Origin of the sequence: Planktothrix prolifica NIVA-CYA 540, assembly GCF_963864145.1 — a bacterium.
Lineage (GTDB): Bacteria > Cyanobacteriota > Cyanobacteriia > Cyanobacteriales > Microcoleaceae > Planktothrix > Planktothrix agardhii.
Genome location: NZ_CAWLTW010000001.1, coordinates 2,340,287 through 2,361,325 on the forward strand (window position 1 = coordinate 2,340,287; position 21,039 = coordinate 2,361,325).

Sequence of the window (21,039 nt, forward strand, 5' to 3'; positions counted from 1 at the left end):
TTGATTGAGGTGGGCTAGACCCACCTTTTTCCGTCTTGTGTAACTACTTAAAATAAACAGTATAGCAACCGCCAAGGCAGTTAGGACACCAGACGGATCTTAGAACCCAGACGGTGAACTATTTTCCCCCCTGTTCCCTCCCCCCAAACCCCCCGTGCACGGGGGGCTAGGGGGGGCTGTTCCGGTGTTCCCTGCTATAACAGATTCTTCTTTGCTTCCCCGCAGTAAATCCATAATATCACCGACATATTTTTGAAATTCTAATTGACGTTTGATTTTATAATTACGTTCTTCGGGTAAATTAATTATAAATTCATCTTGGATTTGTCCGGGTCTGGTACTTAATACATAAATTCTTTGGGATAGAAATACCGCTTCTTCAACGTCGTGGGTAATCATTAAAATTGTACAACCTGTTTTTTGCCACAGTTGCCGTAAAAATTGTTGCATGGTTTCTTTGCTTTGAATATCTAACGCCCCAAAGGGTTCATCCATTAACAAAATTTTCGGTTGTGTGGCTAAAGCACGGGCAATGGCTACCCGTTGTTTCATACCTCCTGAGAGTTGTTTGGGATAACATTGGGCAAAGGGAGTTAAGCTAACAACATCTAAATAATAGGAGGTTTGTTCTCGGCGTTGTTGATGGGAAACCCCCTGTAATTTTAAGCCAAATTCTACATTTTTTTGGACGGTTAACCAGGGATATAAGGTATAGCGTTGAAATACCATTCCCCGGTCTGCTCCAGGCCCGGTGACTTCCATTCCATCCACGATAATTTTACCCGAAGTGGGATAATCTAACCCGGCAATCATTCTTAATAGGGTGGATTTTCCTGAACCGGATGCGCCAACAGCACAGACTAATTCTCCGGTTTCAACGTGCAGATTAATATTTTGTAAGGCGACTAAAAACCCTGTTCGGGTGGGAAATTGTTTATGAAGATTATTGATTTCTAGGTGCATTTTTTTGAGTCCAAACTGAATTATACTATCGTTAGTATCAATTAAATTTTTATAAATTCTATGGCAATTCTTTCTAACTGAGAGTTAATTGTAACTAACAGTTAATTCATTAACTGTTAAGTAGGATACATTATTTTAGATAATGGGCAAAGCCCATCCTACGGTTAGAATACAGTTGATTAATCAACAGCCCATTTGCAGGTTGTTTTTAATAGGAGTCGAAAAGATAAATCAATGGCAAACCCAATTAAACCTAGAATGATTAAACAGGCAAAAATTTCATCGGTTCTCAGGAATTTTTGAGCAATAACAATGCGTTTGCCTAACCCCACTTCGGCGGCAATTAATTCGGCTACAACGACTAAATTCCAACCTGCTGCCATATTAATTCGTAAGGCATCAATAATATTAGGAATAATGGCAGGAATAATCACTTGCGTTAACACCTGTTGACGATTTCCTCCTAAAGTATAGGTGGTTTCAATTAAATCCTTGGGAACGAATTTCACCGCATCCATAACCATCAAGGTATTGAAAAACAATGTTCCGATAAAAATTAACATGATTTTCGGAGCTTCATTAATACCAAGATATAAGACTAAAAGGGGAATAAATGCCGGGGCGGGCATATAGCGTAAAATCCCAATTAAGGGTTCAGTTAATGCCCGAATACTGGCAAAAGATCCCATCGAAATTCCTAACGGAATTGCTAACATTGCCCCCAAGAAAAATCCCAACGTTACCCGTGTAATACTGGCTACGGTATCCTGTACTAAATACCCTTTTTCCCAGAGTCCAAAACCCGCTTGTAAAACTTGGGGAGGAGTGGGAAGAAAGCGAGAATTAAGAATTAACGCTAAGACCCACCATAAACAGAAAGGAATAACAATGGAAAGGGTGACTAATACCCAATTGAGAGCGGGAGGAATGTTTTCAGCAATACGCCAAAAAACAGTGGGTTTTAAAGCTTGGCGAGGTTTGGGTTCCATTGAATTATTGTTTGAGAGTTTCTGCATATTTTTTAACAAATTGAGCATCTAAAATGGGTTCTAAATTGGGTTTGGTTTTGAGGAGTCCCACTTGTAACATAAAGTCACTCATTTTTTTGGCGGCAAAGGGTAAATATTTCATGGAATTTCCAGAATTAAAGGCTTCTAAATTGTCTTGAATGGTAAAAAATTTAGTCCCCTCATTAAACATTTTGAACTCCTCACCAGAAACTCCCGCCCGTTTTGCCATAATTTCATTGGCTTTTTCAGGATTTTTTGCCATAAATTCTCGAATATCAAACCAAGTTTTAACTAATCCTTGCACCTGTTCAGGACGGTCTTGAATCAATTTTTGACTCACCACTAATAAATCGGGAATAGCCCCCGGAAATTCTTTAGAACTGATTAACTCTTTACTGCCTTTTCGTTGTAATGCTGTTAACCAAAAGGGAGGAAATGCCCCCACTGCATCAACTTGTCCCGCTACGAAGGCGGCAGATGCAGCCCCCGTTTCTAAGTTAACAATTTCGACATCTTGACGAGACATTCCCTCTTTTTCTAAAGCTAACGCCAATAAGAAATCATCCACTAAACCTTCTTCAACGGCGACTTTTTTAGCTTTTAAATCTTGAATTGTATTAATATTTTCTGCTACAATAATCTTATCATTCCCGGCAGAGTTATCATTAATTAAAACCGCCACTTGACCATTTTTAGAATCACCTACAAAGGCAATCGTATCATTTAAGGTTTGACAATTCCCATCTAATTGTCCCGCCGCCATTGCTTGTAAGGATTCTAAATAGCCATCAAACCATTTTAATTCAACGTTCAAGCCATTGGCTTTAAATAATCCTTCAGATTCTGCGATCGCCCAAGGCCACCATCCAGACCAATTACTATATCCTATAATTAGGGGGGGTGTTGTCGGAGTTGAAGCGTTATTATTTTGGGTAGAATTTTGGGCTTGATTACAACTGACAATCAACATTAAACTGGCTACAAATAAGCCTAATAACGATATAATTTTTCGGCGTTTCATTGATTTAAACCTCATTATTTAATTGTAAATTTTTAGGATTAAATGGACTGAAGATTTAAGGCTTCTGGGGTTAGGGTTTGCTTGGCTTTGACTTGTGTTCTTACCCATGCAAACCAAGTTTCTAACCCTTCTCCCGTTTTCGCAGAAACCGGAATAATTTTAACGTGAGGATTCATTTGTCGAACATTAGCAGCGATGCGTTCAACGTCAATCTCTAAATAGGGGGCTAAGTCCATTTTTGTGATTAATAAACAATCGGCTTCCTGAAACATAATGGGATATTTCAGGGGTTTATCTTCTCCTTCTGTGATACTTAATAACGCAATTTTAGCGTGTTCTCCAACTTCAAATTCGGCCGGACAAACTAAATTTCCCACATTTTCCACAAAGACTAAATCAAAACTTTGAGGATCATAATCTTGTTCTAATTTATGAATTCCACCCCAGACCATTTTAGCATCTAAATGACAGGAACGCCCGGTATTAATTGCAATCACGGGAACGTTATATTGACGCAATCGTTCTGCATCTAATTCTGTGGTCATATCTCCTTCTATGACCGCCAATTTTAACTCTAAATTTAAAGCTTCTAGGGTTTTTTCTAATAATACCGTTTTTCCCGCCCCTGGACTACTCATAATATTTAAACAGGTGATTCCCCATTGATCAAAATGGGAACGGTTATCATCGGCTAAATGTTGATTCGCATGGAGTAAATTAATTCCTAAACTGGCATCAAAGGTTTGGTGCATTTTGTTCTCCTATTGTTAATTAAAGTTGTGCTGGCAGTTAGGACAGAGACTAAGGGCACAAACCAGAAGGTAAACTCTTTTCCTCCCTGTTCCCTGTTCCCTGTTCCCTGTTCCCTGCTATAGAATATTCAATGCGATCAATTTTTAATTCTCGTCCTGAACAAATATCTTCCATCGGTGACTGACAGGTCGGACAAGCATAATGTAAACCGATTTCTGGGGAATATTCCGTTTGACAAGTATGACAATAGGCAATTAATGGAGTTTCTTGAATTTCTAGGATTACCCCTTCTAAAAAAGTATTGCGGGTTTGCACTTCAAAAGCAAACTGCAAACTAACAGGTTCAACACAGGTAAATTTACCCACAATCAAATGAATTTTATCAATTTTATAAGGTTCAGGCTGTGAATTCCACCAGTTTTTTACCGTTAGAATTAACGCCTTTGTCATGTCAGTTTCGTGCATAATTAGGAAACAGGAGAGAGCAGATAGCAAAAGATGGGGAAATCATGAGAAACCCGACACCCGACACCTAATTTATGACCATTGAACGAGTTCGGGTTGAGATTCGGGGTAAATATAGGAGGATTTTTGTTTGCGGGGTAATTGACCTGAAACCACTAAATGAGCGAGGGTATCGCAAATGACGCGAGTTGCCATTAAAGACGTAATATCGCTGATATCATAAGGCGGAGAAACTTCAACAACTTCTAAGCCACAAACGGGAGCATTTTGAACAATTTTTTTGAGTAAATGTAAGACTTCACGAGGTAATAAACCCCCAGGTTCCGGCCATCCTGTCCCAGGGACAAAACCCGCATCAATACAGTCAATATCGAAACTAATATACACACAATCCGTGCCATCTAATGCCCGTTCTAAAGCAAAGTTTGCCGCCGCATCTAACCCCATTTCCATAATATCAGTTACCGTAAGAATATTAGTTGCTCGTTCTCGACAAACCTTAACGCCTTCACGGGGAACTTGCCAACCACCAATGCCCAATTGAACTAAATTTTTAGCTGGGGCATTCTTCATATTTGTGGCATGAAACCAGGGACAAGTGTGCATCCGTTCATCTAAGTCGGTTTCCTGGGTATCAACGTGACGATCAAAATGAATAATCCCAACTTTTTTATCGCCTAAATGCCGACAAATACCCCGAACAGTGGGGAAACCAATGGAATGATCTCCGCCTAAAATAATCGGAAATGCACCGGAACTAAAAACATGAGCAATGCCTTTAGAAATCTGATCAAAGGATTTTTCATTATTAGCGGGAATCGTAAAAATATCCCCGACATCACAAACCGTAATTTGTTCGCGTAAATCAACCCCTAATTCAAAATTGTAGGGGGTATAAAGAGCAGAAATTCGGCGAATTCCTTGGGGGCCAAAACGAGTTCCGGGGCGATAGGTTGTACCCGAATCATGGGGAACTCCAATAATCGCAACATCATAATTTCCGACTAAACGAACATCTTCTAAATAAGGAGCTTTTAGAAACGTATTAATCCCCGCATAATGGGGTAATTCTCCTCTGGAAAACGTCGGAATTCGGCGATCTTTGATACTTTCTGCGGCTTCTAAACCGTATTCTAAACCGCGATCTACTTCCTGTTGCCAACCTGTTAAAGGTAAGCGATTTTCCCGTTCTAATGCGCGTTGAGCTTCAGTTGAAAATTCATTGAAATTTTCATCGGGAGGTTGAAAAACAGATTGCTCACTCATGGAATAACTCCTGTTAGATGCAGATCAATCCGTACCATGCAAAAAGCCGAGAGCCGTTGCGAGGTACGTCCACTCACAAACTTCTCCCGGGCTTTTTTCCCGCCGTGTAGCTACCCTCTTTGAAGAACGGATTCCTAAAATCTGAATCCAGGATAGCTTGCTTCTCTCGGACCTGTCGTTTTCAGCAATTTGCAGCAAACCGGAACCCTAGAAGCAATTAATTTGAGTTAAAACTTGTCCTGAAATTAACAAGTTCTGAATCGAAAGACAGTATCAAAAGTTACAGAAGTCTCATTTCCTGTTTTTAAGAGTTATCAGAAAAATGGGTTTAAAACCCCGTCGTTCCACGACGGCTTTTTATTCAATTGTAGTGTATAGTGAAGAAGAAGATTTTAAGCGCAAAGAATGAAGTTAAGGTATCGGTATAGAATCTACCCAACTGACCAACAAAAGAGGCTAATGTCCCAATTGTTCGGTTGTTGTCGTGTAGTTTTTAACGATGCCTTAGCCTATTGCCAAGAGCAATACCGTGCAGGTAATAAAAAACCTTCTAGCAGTGAACTCTCTAAAAGACTTACAGAACTCAAGAAAACCGAGGAAAAAGAATGGTTAACAGAAGTTTCCTCTGTTCCCTTGCAGCAGTCTTTGAGAGATTTAGAGCAGGCTTATTCAAATACTTCGACTCCGCTCAGTACAGGCTTTTTTAAATCCTGTAAAGGGCAAAGAAAGGGCAAGAAAGTTAAACCTCCCAAGTTCAAGAAACGTAAGTCTAAACAGTCTGCTAAGTTCACCGACAATGGTTTTAAACTCTATCCCAATTCTGATTACATTTACTTAGCCAAAATTGGTGAGATTAAAGTAATCTGGAGTAGAGAGTTACCCGCAACGCCTTCGGGTGTTACCTTAATTAAAGACAGTGCTGATCGATACTTTGTTAGTTTTGTAGTTGAGTTTAATCCTCAACAATTACCTAAAAACGGACGAAGTGTTGGAATTGATTTAGGAATCACTGATTTTGCTACACTAAGTAATGGTGAAAAAATTAAATCTCCTAAACCTTTAAAGAAACAATTAAAGCGTTTAAGGAGATTACAGCAAAATTTGTCAAGAAAACAGAAGGGTAGCAAAAGAAGGGAAGTTACTAGAAAGAAACTAGCTAAACTTCACGCTAAAATTTCTGATACCCGAAATGATTTTTTACATAAGTTGTCAACTAAGATTATTCGTGAGAATCAAACAATAGTCTTAGAAGACTTGAATGTTTCAGGAATGATTAAGAATCGAAAGTTGTCTCGCGCTATTTCTGATTTAGGCTGGCAGTATTTCAGAACTATGCTAGAGGCTAAGTCAGTCATGTATGGACGTGATTTTCGAGTAATTGATAGATGGACTCCTACTTCTCAAACTTGCTCTTGTTGTGGTTTTAAAGGTGGCAAAAAAGAGCTAAATGTTAGAGAGTGGATTTGTTTAAACTGTGGCATTTCTCATGATCGAGATATTAACGCTGCAATTAATATTTTAGTCGCCGGAGGGATGCACGGAGACTCTAAACGGACGTGGAGAGAAGGTAAGACTTTCTGCAAAGAAAGCGCATCTCGGCGAAGCGTCAACCCTTCCAGCATTTAAGCAGTTGTCTCCTGAGCCGTGAGCCAGTCGAACGGTCGAAGGGTTGATCTGCTTAAATAGATGGAATCCCCGTCCGTTTTACGGCGGGGCGGATGTCAATAACCCTAAGCCTAACTCATTAATTTTCTTGCTGATGAACTTAAGACAAATTTTCCCTTTTTCTACCTCTTTTTTGACCCATTGGTCAACGGAAGCAAGATGGTTACACTGGATAACCTTTCTCTGGTTATTTATAGGCTTAATTGTGATGTTTTCTGCTTCCTATCCCATCGCCTATGCTGAACAAGGAGATGGATTATATTATTTTAAACGTCAATTAATTTGGACAGCCGTAGGATTAGTCGGATTTAGTTTTATTGTTCAATCTTCCCTGAGATTTTGGTTAAAAATTGCCCAATGGGGGGTTTTAATTGTTCTGGGATTATTATTTCTGACTTTAGTTCCCGGATTAGGAACTACTATTAATGGAGCTACTCGTTGGATTTCTATTGGGCCGATTCCGATTCAACCTTCGGAGTTAATGAAGCCTTTTTTGGTCTTACAAAGTGCTCGTTTTTTTGGTAATTGGTATCGTTTAAATTGGCAAATTCGGTTAATTTGGTTAGGAATTTTTGGGATAGTTTTATTATCTATTCTTACCCAACCAAACCTCAGTACAACCGCCCTTTGTGGAATGACTCTTTGGTTAGTTGCTTTAGCGGCGGGACTGCCTTTTTCTTATTTAGGAGGAACAGCTTTAGGCGGGGTACTTTTAGCTATTTTAAGTGTTACTATTAAAGAATATCAAAGACGACGAATTTTATCTTTTTTAAATCCTTGGTCTGATGCAATGGGAGACGGATATCAGTTAGTTCAAAGTCTTTTAGCGGTAGGTTCTGGAGGGTTTTGGGGAACGGGATTAGGATTATCTCACCAAAAATTATATTATTTACCGATTCAATATAGTGATTTTATTTTCTCGGTTTATGCGGAAGAATTTGGCTTTATTGGGGGGATATTATTGTTATTATTGTTAACAATTTATGCAACCCTAGCCCTAAGAGTGGCGATGAAAGCACAACAAATTGAACATCAATTAGTAGCGGTGGGAGTGATGGTAGTGATGGTGGGACAATCTTTATTAAATATTGGGGTAGCCACGGGGGTTTTACCAACTACAGGTTTACCTTTACCCCTATTTAGTTATGGGGGAAGTTCCATGATTGCTAGTTTAGCTTTAGCTGGGTTATTAATTCGGGTAGCTAGAGAAGAAAATCAAGCCCAGGTAATTTCTTTAGCTGATCATCGGTCAACCCCAAACCCACGTCGCGGAATTGGGCGATCGCCAATCCGTTAAACAATTATTCCATTTCAGTTAAGAACAGGTCATAGAATCTAAGCAAGGATTGAGGGATACAGAGGAATGATATTGAATCGGAATAGTAATCATAAATTCGGTTCCTTGTCCAAATTCAGATTCAAAGGATAGCATCCCTTCGTGATAATCTTCAACAATTTCGCGACTAATAACGAGTCCAAGTCCCGTACCTTTTCCGATTACTTTTGTTGTAAAAAACTTTTCAAACAGTCGCATTTTTACATCCGCATCCATTCCTAACCCATTATCGGTGATTCGTACCCGAACGGTATTAGTTTGAATTACCTCTGTTTTAATATGAATTATGGGGGTTTCCTGACCCTTTTCCCATTTTTCTGTTGATTCTTCCAAAGCATCAATAGCATTACCTAAAACATTCATAAACACCTGATTGATTTTGCCGCCATAACATTCAACTAAAGGTAAATTTCCATAGTCTTTTTGAATCATAATTTCCGGGCGATTAGATTTTGCCTTCAACCGATTTTTTAAAATTAATAATGTACTTTCTAAGCCTTCATGTAAATTACTAGGTTGCACCGTCAATTCATCTTTTCGTGAAAAATTTCTCAGCGATCGGGAAATTTCAAAAATCTGATCCGCAGATATTTTTACTGACTTAAAAACTTCCGGTAAATCCTCAATCACAAAATCCAAACTCACCCCTTGCATATAGCTTGTAATCTCTGGAATGGGTTGAGGACATTGTTTTTGATAGAGTCGCAGGAGATAAATCAAATCTTGAATATAGTTATCAATACAATTAATATTTCCGTAAATACAGTTAACAGGATTATTGATTTCATGGGCTAAACTGGCAATCAGTTGACCCAAAGAAGCCATTTTTTCCTGATGGAACATTTGGGCTTGGGTTTCTTTGAGTTGTTTTAAGGTATGAGATAGTTGTTGGGCTTGAGCATAGGTGATCGCAGTGGTTTCACAGCTTTTTTTATACAATGAAATTTGCTGTTTTTCTACTTCTAATTGTTCTTCCTCACTTTCAAGCTGATATTGACTAACAACGGCATCTAAAGCATCTAATAATTGATCTGAAGCCGAGCTTAAAATCAAGTTTAGATCCAAATTATCCAGTCCTAAATTATGATCCGGTGTATTTAACAAGGATTTAACCGCAGCTATATAATCGCGAACCTGTTGATCCAGATGATAGGGAGGTAAATAATATATTTTATGAATGTCTGAGGATAGAGTAGATTTTAAACCGTGATTAAACTGACCCAAAATTAACATTTGATGAGATTCCTCAAAACTGAGGAGATTATCTTGTAAAATCCTGATAATCTGCTCTCGTTCTGCCAAACTTTTATGATTAACTAACCTCAAACAAAATAAAGCAATTCGTTGGGATAACATTCGTTGACGACCACTGAGATTAATGATCGCTGCACTAATATTTTGAACAGCATGAATTTCATCGAGATTAAAATAATCATCAAGCTTAATCATCGGTATCCCCCACTTGCTCATAATTGGTTACGTCCTTGAATTAATCAACAAAGACTAATCCTGATTCCCTATATCTCAATTGTCTAAACTTATTGATCTATTATTTGTATCTATTATTACACTGCTATAGGGGGTATTTCTCTCCCATAAAATTAAAATAGGGTTAAGAACAGTAGCTACTAGACGAGTTTTTAACGTCTCTACTACAATTCTCAACCCGATGAATCGTTAAATTATTTTTGGCTAGAGGTTACGGTTTTTTGATTTCCTTAGCCAGATTTCGGTACATATCCATGCTGCTATCGGCTCGACGGCGTTCAGTTTTGCTAGAAGATTCCTCAGCCACAGGATTAAAAGATACCTGTGCTTTTGGCGTTGTAGATTTAGGAGCCTCAACTTCAACGGGGAAAGTCTTCTTGACTGGAGGTAAATCCTTGAATCTGTCCATATCCCCCAGACCTTGGGCTGCATTACCGTCGAGATAAAAACCACTTCCCGTTTCTTCCTGGGGTTTAGAATCCCCTTTTCTGCCAAACAAACCAAATAATGCCATCTGACTCTCCCGCTAATTTGAGTTTTGATACTCCCCAGGGCTGAAGCCACGGGGATTCTTGAATGAATCCGAAAACTCTCAAAGGCGCTATCAAATCACCTCTACACGCTCAAAACAACTACCCTTATAAAAGATATTGCAATTGCGCTTACTTTTAAATTGTGTTTGTTTTCATAGACCATCACAACGCCAGATAGGTACGCTTCACACTCTGCCATTACTTGTCAGTTATACAGGCTTACTACTCCTCAAGGAGTGTGGTGGCTCACTGTGCCGGGATTTCTCCGATACTAGAGTGTTTCAACACGCAGATGGTTGTTTTACTTACGATCTATTCTAACTCAACTTTTCAATCAGTTAGATCAGGAAATATTGAAGGCGGTTGAAACCGCAGCCACTTTCCTCCCCATGTCTAAAGCCAGGGGCTTCTCGCTCGTTTTTTGGTGAATAATTTTAAGTTTTATAACATTTTATCAGAAATTGTCTTTAATCTTAATTTGTTGTTGCTGCTAAAGCCCAAGAATTTAGGCGGGCTAAAGCCCAACAACGAATTAAGGGCAATTATGTGACTGAAGCAGAGCTAAAACTTTCTTCACACCTTCGGGGAAAATCACCACCAAACTACCCGGAGTTGCTTCACCCAGAGCAGTTTGAATAGCTTGCACTTCTTCGAGAATAATCTCATAATCAAAATCAGGATTTTCCTGTTTAACCCCAATTTCAATATATTTAGCGACTTCTCCCCGTTGAGATCCTCGGTTATCCTCATCTTCCTTAATAATAATCCGCTCGAACATTTGGGCTGATAATCGTCCTAATTCGATAAAATCCTCCGGGCGACGGTCTCCGGGTGCACAGACCACCCCAATTCGTTTCCCATCGGGCCAATTGCGAACAAACTCCAGAATTGCTTGAAAACTAGCACGGTTATGGGCATAATCGAGTAAAACATGGAAAGACTGGTAGGGAATTAAATTCATCCGTCCGGGGGTTTGTTCCACCGACATCTGGAATGTCCGCAAAGCCTGACTAATCTCCTCAATGGTGACTCCCTGGACATAGGCCGCTAAACTAGCGGCCAGAGCATTAGCAATCATAAAGGGAGCTAACCCCCGTAAGGTGAGGGGAACATTCGCCATCTGTTCCACCCGAATCATTTGATCTGCTTTTAAAAAGGATAAATAACCCGATTCATAAATCGCGGCAACTCCTCCCTGAGCAACGTGCTCACTAATAATTGGGTTATCAGCATTTAGTGAAAAATAAGCCACTTTTGCTTTTACCTGTGATGCCATGGCTACAACTAAAGGATCATCGGCATTTAACACCGCATATTCACTAGCCGCTTTTGCCACAACGCTTTTCACCTCTGCCATCTCCTCCACGGTGTTAATATCCTGTAACCCCAGATGGTCTTCGGAAACATTCAACACCACTCCGACATCACAGCGATTAAACCCCAACCCAGACCGGAGAATCCCCCCCCGGGCGGCTTCTAATACGGCTAGTTCCACGGTGGGATCATTTAAAATTAAGGCGGCACTTTGAGGCCCGGTATTATCTCCGGCTTCTGCTAAAAAATCTCCGATATAAGTACCGTCAGTGGTAGTAAAGCCTACAACTTTTTTAGTTTCTTTAAGGATATGGGCAATTAAACGGGTGGTAGTAGTTTTACCGTTAGTTCCGGTAATAGCGGTAATCGGAATCTGGCTGGAAGTTCCAGGGGGATACAGCATATTCACAATCGGAACTGCAACGTTTCGGGGTTTGCCTTCATTGGGGTGAATGTGCATCCGTAACCCAGGGGCGGCATTCACTTCCACAATCACCCCGTCCACTTCTCGCAGGGGGCGACTAATATCGGGGGCGGTAATATCAATTCCGGCAATATCTAAGCCAATAATTTGGGCGGCGCGTTCGGCAATCCAAATATTTTCCGGGTGAATTTCATCGGTTTTATCAATGGCAATGCCACCCGTACTTAAATTAGCAGTTGCCTTTAGATAACAAATATCTCCTTTTTTGGGAATACTTTCTAACCGATAGCCTTGTTGTTTTAAAATATCAATACTATTGCGATCAATTTCAATCCGAGTTAACATATTTTCGTGACCACTACCTCGACGGGGATCAAGGTTTGTTTCTTCGACTAATTCTACTAAATTTGAGCGACCATCTCCAATAACATGGGCCGGAACCCGTTGAGCTACCGCCACAACTTTTCCATCCACAACTAACACCCGATAATCATTTCCTTGATAGTACCTTTCAACAATTATAGTGCCAATTTTTGATTCACTTTTAGCCATTTCGTAGGCGTTTTCCGCCTCGCTCCAGGTTTGAATATCTAGGGTAATACCTCGACCATGATTCCCGTCTAGGGGTTTTAAAACAATCGGAAATCCACCAATATCATCAATAGCTTTTTCTAAATCATCTAAACTATCAATAACGGTTCCTTTGGGAACGGGTAAACGGGCTACATCCAAAAGGGTTTTTGTGCCTTCTTTATCTCCAGCAAATTCAATTCCTAAAATACTGGTGCCGTCGGTTTGGGAAGCTTGAATTCGTCGTTGTTTTTTGCCATAACCCAATTGAATTACATGGCGGGCGGGTAATTCTTTCCAGGGAATTCCACGAGCTTCAGCTTCTTCAACAATTGCCTCCGTTGTCGGGCCAAGTTGAGCCTCTGAGAAAATTTCTTGTAAGTCTTCTAAATCCTGCCGTAGTTCGGTTTCCCGATAAAATCCATGATCAATTAAACGATGGCATAACCGCAGTGCCGACCTGGATACATAGCGTCCAGCTTTGGCTATTTTATATTCAAAGATCACTCGATAGACTCCGGGTTGGGAACTCGGACGAGTACAGCCAAAGTCTACGGGCATTCCGACTAATCTTTGCAATTCTAAGGCAACTTGTAGAACTACATCACTCATCAAGATTCCGGTCTTTAGATTTGTCAGGAAATCTTGATATTTTGGTTGAGTTAAATTGGGTAAAATTTCACAAAGTCCATCGCAGAAATCTGGAATTTCATTGGTGTAGCGATTATCCTTTTCTAAATCGAGGTGAATAATAATCAGATTGTGAACATCAATACTCCAATAATTAGGCCCTGATAAGGTTTGAGTTTTTATAATTTTCATTGGTATTCCCTCCTAAACTCATGGATACAGCCATTTCAGCAATTCAATATCGAAATTAATTATCTCACAATTTAGGAATATATAAACACTAAAATGCCTGAAGTTGGACAAATTTTCCAAAATTTAAGGAAAATATTAGATTCTGTTAAGACTTTACAATCAACCCCACAATTCCCTGGAGCAAGGATTGACTAATTAATAATGATTTAAACCCTAAGATCAGCTTTCGTTTTGAGAACATGACTAGCAACTGATCAAGCATCTCGAAGTAATTTTTTAGATATCCTTTAAAGATTAATAGAAATTTATAGCAATCCGTGCTGAGGTTATAATTATTTTTTGACCTGCTAAATTATAGATGGAATCCCTGCCCGTTTACGCCGGGGAGGATGTCAATTTCTATATCGAAAAAACAGGGTGGGTCGATCTATAATTATAAAATTGTTCTTCAGTAATTATTTCCCAATCGCCGTGACTACCACTCCCTTACCTCCCAACCCCCAACGCCCCGCCACACAACGCCCAGACCTGCTCGGACGCTTCGGACAATTTGGGGGCAAATATGTCCCAGAAACCCTAATGCCCGCCTTAGCTGAACTGGAAACAGCCTATAATCATTATCGTCAAGATACTGAATTCCAAGCCGAACTACAAAGCCTGCTGAAAGACTATGTGGGACGACCTAGCCCCCTATATTTTGCCGAACGCCTCACCCAATATTATGCCAGACCCGACGGCACGGGCCCACAAATTTATCTGAAACGGGAAGACCTCAACCACACTGGCGCCCATAAAATTAATAACGCCCTCGCCCAAGCCCTATTAGCCAAAAAAATGGGCAAACAGCGCATTATTGCCGAAACCGGGGCGGGTCAACATGGGGTAGCCACGGCGACGGTTTGCGCCCGCTATGGCTTAGACTGTGTGATTTATATGGGTATTCATGACATGGAACGTCAAGCCCTAAATGTTTTTAGAATGCGACTATTAGGGGCGGAAGTTCGCCCGGTGGAAGCGGGTACGGGAACCTTAAAAGATGCCACCTCTGAAGCCATCCGCGACTGGGTAACTAATGTTGAAACAACCCATTATATTCTCGGTTCCGTTGCTGGCCCTCATCCCTATCCCATGATTGTTCGGGATTTCCATAATGTGATTGGGGTAGAAACCCGCGCCCAATGTTTAGAAAAATGGGGTGGTTTACCTGATATTTTATTAGCCTGTGTCGGAGGTGGTTCTAACGCCATGGGGCTGTTTAATGAGTTTATTCAGGAAACTGACCTTCGCCTCATTGGAGTCGAAGCCGCCGGGTCGGGGGTGGAAACGGGAAAACACGCTGCTACCCTTACCCATGGCCGGGTGGGAGTGTTACACGGGGCGATGAGTTATCTTTTACAGGATGATGATGGCCAAATTATGGAAGCCCATTCGATTAGTGCGGGTTTAGATTATCCGGGGGTGGGGCCAGAACATAGTTATTTAAAGGATTTGGGTCGGGCGGAATATTATAGTGTGACTGACCAGCAAGCCTTGGATGCGTTTCAACGGTTATCCCGTTTGGAGGGGATTATTCCAGCCTTGGAAACGGCCCATGCGATCGCCTATTTAGAAACCCTTTGTCCTCAATTAAAAGGTAGTCCTCGGATTATTTTAAATTGTTCAGGACGGGGGGATAAAGATGTTCAAACGGTACAAAAATTCCTGAATCATCCTAACAGTTAAATTCAGCACTAACAGCAAAATCGTTTGTAGGAAGGATGGGTGATACTAGAACTTTATTGGTTATGTCGCAAAGCAGAACGTAGCCTTTCAAGTTCATCGTTTTGTAAACACTTAGCAAAAGAACGATTAGCTCGCGCATTTGGATGGGGAAGAAATGTAAACAATCTTTGATTCCGCCCTATTTCAATCAATTCAGATAGCAATTTTTCTGGGGGAATTTTAAATTCCCTTTGAATAAATTGTCTTGCACGTGCTCCTAAGACGACTATCACCCTTGCTTTTGCTAGTTCTAAAATCCTCATTAGATAGGTTTGTACACATTGCTCTTGCGCTTGTTCCACACCAAATTCGTGATGGGATTTGCAATGCACAATTTCTGTCAGCGCATAATCGAATCCTGGGATAACATCTCGTTGAAGAAGTTCAATCGCACGTTTCCTCACTGCTGCCCAAAATTGAGTAACGCGACTATAAGTTCCATCTGTTCGCAACGATTTTGTCCCATCCCGAATCCAGGTTTTATGTCCGCCTCCAAAACGATGATTAAAATAATCATGGACTTCTTTCGATGACCAATCCCAAGTAGGATACACCTCATCACCACCAATTGATGGATTGGAACTGAGAAATAGAATGGGTGCTTCCTCTATTTGCCCACTCCACGGTTCAGGAACTTGGAATTTTTTTAAGCTGAGGGTATTTTGATACTCAACAATTGCACGACAAGGGTTTTCAGCAGCAGAATCCCCTAAGCATTGTTGTGCATGGGAGCAATTAACAATTTCATCTAGGAGAGTTTTTTCGGTCATTTCTTTATCGGATATAAAACCTATTTGCAAAATTTATACTAGCAAATTCAATACCTTGTGGTCAGAGGAGGAAATTAAAACTGAGGTCTAACTACACATTATAGCGGGGAACAGGGAACAGGGAACACCGGAGGAAAAGACTTCACCGTCTAGCTTTGCTGCATCACTCTTTGTCCTAATAGGTCTGGCGACTGCTATATACGGAAAACTTCTGTATAAAACTCCCGAAATTCATAGTTGACGAGATTATGGGGGTTCTGGTACACTTAGAGAAGTATCTCTCAAGGGGTTACTTTATCTAAAGGCAAAAAATTAAGCTAAAGCTCTTATTCTTTCCTAAAATATTAGGGTTTTCTGACGAAATTTTAGCTTGATCAGAAACAAATTTTAGCAACGAAACCGGAAGCCACAAATAAGGGTCTTGACAAAAATCAAAATTTGTGATGTATGCCAAAAAAAGCGATCGCAATTTCCCAGACCTCTCGCAACAATACCGCGTCAACAATATAGCCAGAATAAACTATGTTTAAGTTACCTTTAATGGGAATAGTCTTATTATTGGGAGGATGTACATTTTTATCGAAAACTAACTTAATTTCCCCATCCTTACCGGAGGCAAAACCTATTTTAGCTTCAAATTCTTCTAACATTGAACAGTTAGAATTATCGGTTTATCAGCAGGTCAATGAATATCGCAAATCCAAGAATTTACTTCCGTTAAAACTTGACCCTAATATTAGTGAACAGTCCCGAATTCATAGCTATGCAATGGCTAATGGGAAAGTTGCTTTTGGTCATGGGGGTGCAGAAGCTCGGTTTCAAAACATTAGTAAGTTTGCTCCATGGCGAGAAATTGCCGAGAATGTGGCTTTTAATTCTGGTTATTCTAACCCAGGAAAAGAAGCAGTTCAAGGATGGATAGAAAGTCCGGGTCATCAACGAAATATGGTGGGAAATTTTGACTTAACTGGAGTGGGTATTGTTAAAAATGCCAAGGGAGAGTATTATTTTACTCAGATTTTTGTTAGGAAAAGATAGTTAGGAATGGGGATCACGGATTTAAGAGGATTTCACGGATTTCACGGATTTTAATCTGTGTTAATCTGCCTAATCCTCAATAGGGTAAAATTAATTAAAAATGTTTTAAAATAATATGTCTAACTTTCAAGTTTGTGATGGGGATATTTCCGAAGCATTATTATCTGAATATCTGACCGCAGATGCTTTAGCGGTAGATACGGAAACAATGGGGTTACTCCCTTGGCGCGATCGCCTTTGCTTAATTCAAATTTGCGACCCCAATGGTCAAGTGACCGCCATTAGAATTGCCAAGGGTCAAAAAGAAGCTCCTAATTTAAAACAACTCCTAGAAGCTCCTAATATTCTGAAGGTATTCCATTTTGCTCGTTTTGATATTGCTACAATTCGTTATTATTTAGGGATTGAAGTTAATCCGATTTTTTGTACTAAAATTGCTAGTAAATTAGTTAGAACTTATACCGGAAAACATGGACTGAAAGAGTTAGTTCAGGAATTGGAAAAAGTCGAACTAGATAAAACTTCCCAAAGTTCCGACTGGGGAAATGCGAGTAACTTATCGGAAAATCAATTAAACTATGCCGCCAATGATGTTCGCTATTTATTGAATGTACAGAAAAAGCTGGTTTCTATGTTAGCGCGAGAAGACCGTTTAGAACTCGCACAACAATGTTTTTCCTGTTTACCTGTGCTTGTGACCTTGGATTTGTTACAATTTAATGGTATTTTTGAGCATCATTAAATTTTAACGCATAATTCTGATCGGGATATTCTGAAAAAAAAAATTCCCCCAACCTAAGTTGAAGGAAAACCATCAGGGTGCATCTACTCTTGCTTATTCGTTTAGAATTATTTCCGATCGGGATATTCTTAAAAAAAATTCCCCCAACCTAAGTTGAAGGAAACCATCAGGGTGCATCTACTTTTGTTTATTCTTTTAGGATTATTTCTGATCGGGATATTCTCAAAAAAAAATTCCCCCAACCTAAGTTGAAGGAAAACCATCAGAGTGCATCTATTTTTGTTTATTCTTTTAAGATTATTTCTGATCGGGATATTCTTAAAAAAAATTCCCCCAACCTAAGTTGAAGGAAAACCATCAGAGTGCATCTATTTTTGTTTATTCTTTTAGGATTATTTCTGATCGGGATATTCTCAAAAAAAATTCTCCCAACCTAAGTTGAAGGAAAACCATCAGGGTGCATCTACTCTTACTTATTCCTGGGCGATTGGTTCTGATCAGGATATTCTCAAAAAAAAATTTCCCCAACCTAAATATGAAATCCAATTATAGATGCTACAGATTATCCCTCCACCCCTCCTGTAGAGACTTTGTATGCAACGTCTCTACAGGAGGAATATGTAGCAAACATTTCATGATGGAATATTATTTAATCAAATTGAAGAATTATTAAATAAATTCTGATATCCTTTAAATTATCCTATAAGTTGTTGGCTTATTTGAGTTGAAAAATGAAACCGTACCTGCTAAATGGACTATTTACAAAGATAAAACATCAAGGACAATATTAACGCAGGAAGAACGGCAATGTCAAATAATTGCTGGGCGATTTCCTAACAGTCAATGTGGGCTTTGGATTCTCTAAAATATAACAGATTAGCTCCATAATTCCGGTTGGATATACTCTGCTATTTGTTGAGGTGAATTATTTGTCTTGTTACCTTTTCCATTTAGTTTACGATCTACAGGTCTATCTTTGCCACGAATATCAGCAGCAAAAGCCGATTCTTCATAAAGTAAACGATCTTCCAACTCTTGTAAATGATATTCTTCCGGGTATATTTTCGCCTGACTGCGTTCGGTTGCCCTTTCACCTACTTGCACATCAAAACGAAATTTATCAATTGACTCCCCGGTTTTTTCTACATAATTTCGTAGAGTTTTTAAATTGGGAAAATAACCGCGATCATCTGGTTTTCCACTTAACCGCCGTTGGGCAATTTGATAATATTTATCATCGGTTTCTGCCCCTAAAAAATGACGTTCGTGATCTGTTGCTACAACTGCCACCGTACCCGATCCCATATAGGGATCAAGTACAATCTCACCTTTTAAAGTTGTCACTAATACAATTCTAGCAATCAAGTCTTCTGGAAATTGACAAGGATGTATTGTTTGTTCTTCGTGATTATGTTTGACATTCCGAAACATCCAAATATCGCCGGGGTTTTTTCCGTCTGGGTTGCAGGAAAGTTGACCCTTGCGATCGCCTCGGAAATGCTTTTTGTTTTGATACTTTTGCGGGACTCTGATGGCATCTAAATTAAATGTATAACTGTCGGATTTTGTAAACCAAAGGATCGTTTCATGGCGACAAGAAAATTTTTTTTGAGCGTGAAGTCCATGCTGTCTCGCCCAGATAATTCTATTCCGAGGAATTAAGCCGCAAGATTCTAAAATGGGAAAAAAACGAACGTCTAGGGGTATTAACATTCCTCGGTCGGAAAAAGCACCGATTTGCCAGAAAAGTGAACCAGATTTTTTCAGAACACGACTACATTCTTGCAGTACAATTGTCTGTTCTTCTAGGTAAATTTCCAGAGCTTTTCTGGCTTCATATTCCTTACCTAAATTGTATGGTGGTGAGGATACAACTAAGTCAACACATTCATCTGGTAAGTTTTTTAGCAGTTCAATGCAATTCCCTGGAAAAATTTTATCTAGTGGGATATGTTTTTTATCCTGGTGATGTTCCATTATAATTCACCTTTCAATTGAGATGATTTAATTATCCCTAAAATAACGGAGAGGGGGGGATTCGAACCCCCGGAACCTTGCGGCTCACCTGATTTCAAGTCAGGCGCATTCGACCACTCTGCCACCTCTCCAGTTGCTCATCGTTGAGCTAAATAATTATAGCATGGATGAGGATTGTGCCAAGCGCCGAGATAATAATTCTGTTTCAACGACCTGGAAGTCCTTACCCACCCAGACTAAGGACACTTCCGATACTTGGTTTTGGTCTAAACTGACTAGCGAAAAATTCCGTTGCTTCCCTTGGGGGGTTGTTCTAATCCGATTAACGCAGGCTGAATTCAGATACACCGTCCCTTCTGGACTGGTTACTAACCGTTGACGCTCACGGCTTTTAGTATGACGCAGGTGATGGTGCATATGGCCAAAAGCGACTAAGGGAATGGTTTTACCCAGGGTGCGGGCGTGGGCGATCGCTTCAGCCAAATCTGGATCACCATAATCCCCACCGATTGGGTTCCAATCTTTCCCGCAGGGGGCCTCTGCTGCCTCTCCTAAACCCGTGGGGCCGTTGTGACTTAAAAATAGAATCCGATCATAAGTTGCCGTTTCCACCGCCTGAATCATGCGTTGGGCGGATGCTGCAAAACCATCCACACCAAATCGCTCCGTGTAAAAATCGTGATATTTCCATTCTGGCCCCCCCCAACTAAAGGGACGCCCTCCGACTACGGTTAATTGTAAATCGGGAAAATCCCGTTTTCCGTAGCCAACATGATCTTCCCCGATGATTTCCAGTTGCTCTTGGACGCGATCTTCTATTTTGCGATTATAGGGACATTTTTGACGCCCCCATTCGGTGGCGGTGTACCAGGCGTCATGGTTGCCGAAAACGACGGCTTTGGGGGTATCTACGGCGGCGATGGTTTTCACGACGTCTACCGCTTCATTGCCAAAATCCCCGACAAATAGAACTAAATCGACCTCTAAAGACTTCAATGCTAGGGCGTCGGCCTGTTCCCATTGATCATGAATATCTCCAACAACAGCAATTTTCAGGGGTTTGGTATTCACAATGGTCATGGTTTCAAAGGTTCCTAACCTAAGAATAAGCAATTTTGGGG

17 protein-coding genes, 1 tRNA gene and 1 riboswitch are annotated in these 21,039 nt (G+C 40.2%); of the genes, 5 read left to right on the forward strand and 13 right to left on the reverse strand.

Annotation, left to right across the window (positions count from 1 at the left end; genetic code table 11):
* Positions 1–99: 99 nt before the first annotated feature.
* From AC559H_RS10735 to speB, 6 genes are all read right to left on the reverse strand, one after another.
* Entirely contained in the window at positions 100–963 is an 864-nt protein-coding gene (locus AC559H_RS10735; protein WP_081696193.1) for an ABC transporter ATP-binding protein, read from the reverse strand.
* 179 nt (positions 964–1,142) lie between these two features.
* The gene (locus tag AC559H_RS10740) at positions 1,143–1,952 is read right to left on the reverse strand and encodes an ABC transporter permease (protein WP_026788828.1); all 810 of its coding nucleotides are present in this window, start codon (positions 1,950–1,952) and stop codon (positions 1,143–1,145) included.
* A 4-nt stretch (positions 1,953–1,956) separates the two neighbouring features.
* Positions 1,957–2,994: an ABC transporter substrate-binding protein gene (locus AC559H_RS10745; RefSeq protein ID WP_026794558.1), complete on the reverse strand. Its 1,038-nt coding sequence runs from the start codon at positions 2,992–2,994 to the stop codon at positions 1,957–1,959.
* Between the two features lie 38 nt (positions 2,995–3,032).
* The gene (gene hypB, locus AC559H_RS10750; RefSeq protein ID WP_036832815.1) at positions 3,033–3,746 is read right to left on the reverse strand and encodes a hydrogenase nickel incorporation protein HypB; all 714 of its coding nucleotides are present in this window, start codon (positions 3,744–3,746) and stop codon (positions 3,033–3,035) included.
* A 49-nt stretch (positions 3,747–3,795) separates the two neighbouring features.
* Positions 3,796–4,212 carry a hydrogenase maturation nickel metallochaperone HypA gene (hypA, locus tag AC559H_RS10755; RefSeq protein WP_026794560.1) on the reverse strand — a complete coding sequence of 139 codons (417 nt, stop codon included), beginning with the start codon at positions 4,210–4,212 and terminating at the stop codon, positions 3,796–3,798.
* Positions 4,213–4,284: 72 nt separating this feature from the next.
* The gene (gene speB, locus AC559H_RS10760; protein WP_026794561.1) at positions 4,285–5,478 is read right to left on the reverse strand and encodes an agmatinase; all 1,194 of its coding nucleotides are present in this window, start codon (positions 5,476–5,478) and stop codon (positions 4,285–4,287) included.
* A gap of 81 nt (positions 5,479–5,559) precedes the next feature.
* Positions 5,560–5,700, reverse strand: a riboswitch (guanidine-I (ykkC/yxkD leader).
* 237 nt (positions 5,701–5,937) lie between these two features.
* Here speB and AC559H_RS10765 point away from each other — a divergent pair.
* Entirely contained in the window at positions 5,938–7,104 is a 1,167-nt protein-coding gene (locus AC559H_RS10765) for an RNA-guided endonuclease InsQ/TnpB family protein (protein ID WP_233422939.1), read from the forward strand.
* A gap of 133 nt (positions 7,105–7,237) precedes the next feature.
* Positions 7,238–8,440 carry a putative lipid II flippase FtsW gene (gene ftsW, locus AC559H_RS10770; RefSeq protein ID WP_026794562.1) on the forward strand — a complete coding sequence of 401 codons (1,203 nt, stop codon included), beginning with the start codon at positions 7,238–7,240 and terminating at the stop codon, positions 8,438–8,440.
* Between the two features lie 18 nt (positions 8,441–8,458).
* Here ftsW and AC559H_RS10775 read toward each other — a convergent pair whose 3' ends face one another.
* The 3 genes from AC559H_RS10775 to cphA all read right to left on the reverse strand — a co-directional run bounded on the left by AC559H_RS10775 (position 8,459) and on the right by cphA (position 13,630).
* Positions 8,459–9,949, reverse strand: coding sequence for an ATP-binding protein (locus tag AC559H_RS10775; protein WP_026794563.1), 1,491 nt, complete (start codon positions 9,947–9,949; stop codon positions 8,459–8,461).
* A 229-nt stretch (positions 9,950–10,178) separates the two neighbouring features.
* Positions 10,179–10,481, reverse strand: a complete 303-nt coding sequence (locus AC559H_RS10780) for a hypothetical protein (RefSeq protein ID WP_026788822.1) — start codon at positions 10,479–10,481, stop codon at positions 10,179–10,181.
* Between the two features lie 551 nt (positions 10,482–11,032).
* Complete coding sequence (cphA, locus tag AC559H_RS10785) at positions 11,033–13,630, reverse strand: cyanophycin synthetase (RefSeq protein WP_026794564.1); 2,598 nt, start codon at positions 13,628–13,630, stop codon at positions 11,033–11,035.
* Between the two features lie 471 nt (positions 13,631–14,101).
* On the opposite strand from cphA, the gene trpB reads away from it, so the two are divergent.
* Positions 14,102–15,352, forward strand: coding sequence for a tryptophan synthase subunit beta (trpB, locus tag AC559H_RS10790; RefSeq protein ID WP_026794565.1), 1,251 nt, complete (start codon positions 14,102–14,104; stop codon positions 15,350–15,352).
* Between the two features lie 53 nt (positions 15,353–15,405).
* On the opposite strand, the gene AC559H_RS10795 is transcribed toward trpB, so the two are convergent.
* Positions 15,406–16,161 (reverse strand): uracil-DNA glycosylase family protein, encoded by a 756-nt coding sequence (locus AC559H_RS10795; protein WP_051319873.1) that lies wholly within the window; start codon positions 16,159–16,161, stop codon positions 15,406–15,408.
* A gap of 522 nt (positions 16,162–16,683) precedes the next feature.
* On the opposite strand from AC559H_RS10795, the gene AC559H_RS10800 reads away from it, so the two are divergent.
* Both AC559H_RS10800 and AC559H_RS10805 read left to right on the forward strand, forming a co-directional pair.
* On the forward strand, positions 16,684–17,199 hold the full coding sequence (locus AC559H_RS10800) for a CAP domain-containing protein (RefSeq protein WP_026794566.1): 516 nt from the start codon (positions 16,684–16,686) through the stop codon (positions 17,197–17,199).
* A 115-nt stretch (positions 17,200–17,314) separates the two neighbouring features.
* Complete coding sequence (locus AC559H_RS10805; protein WP_026788818.1) at positions 17,315–17,941, forward strand: ribonuclease D; 627 nt, start codon at positions 17,315–17,317, stop codon at positions 17,939–17,941.
* An 876-nt stretch (positions 17,942–18,817) separates the two neighbouring features.
* Here AC559H_RS10805 and AC559H_RS10810 read toward each other — a convergent pair.
* From AC559H_RS10810 to AC559H_RS10820, 3 genes are all read right to left on the reverse strand, one after another.
* On the reverse strand, positions 18,818–19,918 hold the full coding sequence (locus AC559H_RS10810; protein WP_036833732.1) for a DNA-methyltransferase: 1,101 nt from the start codon (positions 19,916–19,918) through the stop codon (positions 18,818–18,820).
* A 46-nt stretch (positions 19,919–19,964) separates the two neighbouring features.
* Positions 19,965–20,049 (reverse strand) — tRNA-Ser (locus AC559H_RS10815).
* 25 nt (positions 20,050–20,074) lie between these two features.
* Positions 20,075–20,998: a TIGR04168 family protein gene (locus tag AC559H_RS10820; protein WP_026794568.1), complete on the reverse strand. Its 924-nt coding sequence runs from the start codon at positions 20,996–20,998 to the stop codon at positions 20,075–20,077.
* Positions 20,999–21,039: the final 41 nt, after the last annotated feature.

Coding starts and splice junctions, on each gene's coding strand:
- AC559H_RS10735 (WP_081696193.1), bottom strand. CDS start 963: ATGCACCTAGAAATCAATAATCTTCATAAACAATTTCCCACCCGAACA.
- AC559H_RS10740 (WP_026788828.1), bottom strand. CDS start 1,952: ATGGAACCCAAACCTCGCCAAGCTTTAAAACCCACTGTTTTTTGGCGT.
- AC559H_RS10745 (WP_026794558.1), bottom strand. CDS start 2,994: ATGAAACGCCGAAAAATTATATCGTTATTAGGCTTATTTGTAGCCAGT.
- hypB (WP_036832815.1), bottom strand. CDS start 3,746: ATGCACCAAACCTTTGATGCCAGTTTAGGAATTAATTTACTCCATGCG.
- hypA (WP_026794560.1), bottom strand. CDS start 4,212: ATGCACGAAACTGACATGACAAAGGCGTTAATTCTAACGGTAAAAAAC.
- speB (WP_026794561.1), bottom strand. CDS start 5,478: ATGAGTGAGCAATCTGTTTTTCAACCTCCCGATGAAAATTTCAATGAA.
- AC559H_RS10765 (WP_233422939.1), top strand. CDS start 5,938: ATGTCCCAATTGTTCGGTTGTTGTCGTGTAGTTTTTAACGATGCCTTA.
- ftsW (WP_026794562.1), top strand. CDS start 7,238: ATGAACTTAAGACAAATTTTCCCTTTTTCTACCTCTTTTTTGACCCAT.
- AC559H_RS10775 (WP_026794563.1), bottom strand. CDS start 9,949: ATGAGCAAGTGGGGGATACCGATGATTAAGCTTGATGATTATTTTAAT.
- AC559H_RS10780 (WP_026788822.1), bottom strand. CDS start 10,481: ATGGCATTATTTGGTTTGTTTGGCAGAAAAGGGGATTCTAAACCCCAG.
- cphA (WP_026794564.1), bottom strand. CDS start 13,630: ATGAAAATTATAAAAACTCAAACCTTATCAGGGCCTAATTATTGGAGT.
- AC559H_RS10795 (WP_051319873.1), bottom strand. CDS start 16,161: ATGACCGAAAAAACTCTCCTAGATGAAATTGTTAATTGCTCCCATGCA.
- AC559H_RS10800 (WP_026794566.1), top strand. CDS start 16,684: ATGTTTAAGTTACCTTTAATGGGAATAGTCTTATTATTGGGAGGATGT.
- AC559H_RS10805 (WP_026788818.1), top strand. CDS start 17,315: ATGTCTAACTTTCAAGTTTGTGATGGGGATATTTCCGAAGCATTATTA.
- AC559H_RS10810 (WP_036833732.1), bottom strand. CDS start 19,918: ATGGAACATCACCAGGATAAAAAACATATCCCACTAGATAAAATTTTT.
- AC559H_RS10820 (WP_026794568.1), bottom strand. CDS start 20,998: ATGACCATTGTGAATACCAAACCCCTGAAAATTGCTGTTGTTGGAGAT.